The organism is Undibacterium sp. GrIS 1.8, from assembly GCF_040544445.1.
Taxonomy (GTDB): Bacteria; Pseudomonadota; Gammaproteobacteria; order Burkholderiales; family Burkholderiaceae_D; genus Undibacterium.
On the sequence record NZ_JBEONQ010000140.1, the window covers coordinates 1 to 1,171 of the forward strand.

A 1,171-nucleotide genomic window follows, 5' to 3' on the forward strand; every position below is an offset into this window, starting at 1 on the left:
ATACGCGTGGGAAAGCAAAAGAAAATGCTGCATCTGTATGGGCCACGGCAATTTCGCAAAAACCTGCTGGGCTGGAGCCGGGATACTCCTACGCCGGTGCGGCGTGTCGCGCTCGACTATCGTCTGGCTTACGGCGGCTGTATCAATATCCCCGCTGAACTATCCGCAGATCAAGAGCCGGATACGGTCAAGCATCCCGCTAACCCCGCAGGTTGCGGCTGGTTACCCGATAGCGGCGCACTCAAGCATCTCGCTAAACCAGCCCGGCGCTATATCGATAATTGGATTTCGGCACAAAAGTTACTGCCAGCGCCGCAGATCGAAGCGGTTGCTATACCGATCACGCAGCCATATCAAAATTGTGCCCCAGAAGGGTTAAGCCCGCTGGCACGTTGGTGGTCGCCACGCGTCGGCTTTCAAGGCAAATACGATGAAGCATGGCGCAACAGCCGCGCACCTTTGTTGCCGCTCGATTTCGATACGCGCTACTACCAAAGTGCGGCACCCGAGATGGTCGCCATCCCGCATTTGCGTGGCGATGAAAGCGTGAGCTTAATTGGTCTATTAGCCGAAAGAGGAGATATGCAATTACCCGGCTGGAACATCGTCGTCGCCATCCAACACACTAGCGGCGCACGCAGCGTCAGCCTGCCGCTACTTGATACGGTGCGCTTTGATCTCGATACCAGACAAGTCGTACTGGTCTGGCGCAGCCACTTTAAGCGCGACGATCCTGTGACAGAGATTTCTCTGGCGGTCACTAAGGCCAAGATCACCGGTGAGACGATTGGCAGCAGCACTGACACCGGCAAGAGCCGATCATGAGCGGCGCAGTACTCAAACTTTCGGACCCGAAAGGGTCTGATCCCAAAGGCAATTCTGCGCTGGGTAATCTCAGCGACAGTAAGATCGCACAGGGTTTGCAATTATCCGAAGATCAAAAACGCATCAAGGAATTAGAAAAGAATATCGCCGACCTTGAAAAACTCAACGCAGAAAAAGACAAGCAGGCCAGCGCCAACAAAAAAACAGCGCCCGGCAAAACTCGTCACGTCGCCCACGCCAAAGGCTGGAACGCCATTTGCACTGAGCCTGATCTGTGTAAAGTCGGCAAAGACATCATCGCCTTCGACAGTTTTGCCACGCTAGACAATCAGCATCAAGCCTCACC

The 1,171-nt window shown here is 54.5% G+C and carries 2 protein-coding genes; both read left to right on the top strand.

Annotated elements, in window-relative coordinates; genetic code table 11:
• On the top strand, nt 1–825 hold an 825-nt coding region (locus tag AAKU64_RS22570; RefSeq protein ID WP_354335876.1), incomplete at its 5' end, for a DUF2169 family type VI secretion system accessory protein.
• The coding region (locus AAKU64_RS22575; protein ID WP_354363117.1) for a hypothetical protein at nt 822–1,171 on the top strand (350 nt) is incomplete at its 3' end. The genes AAKU64_RS22570 and AAKU64_RS22575, both read left to right, overlap by 4 nt.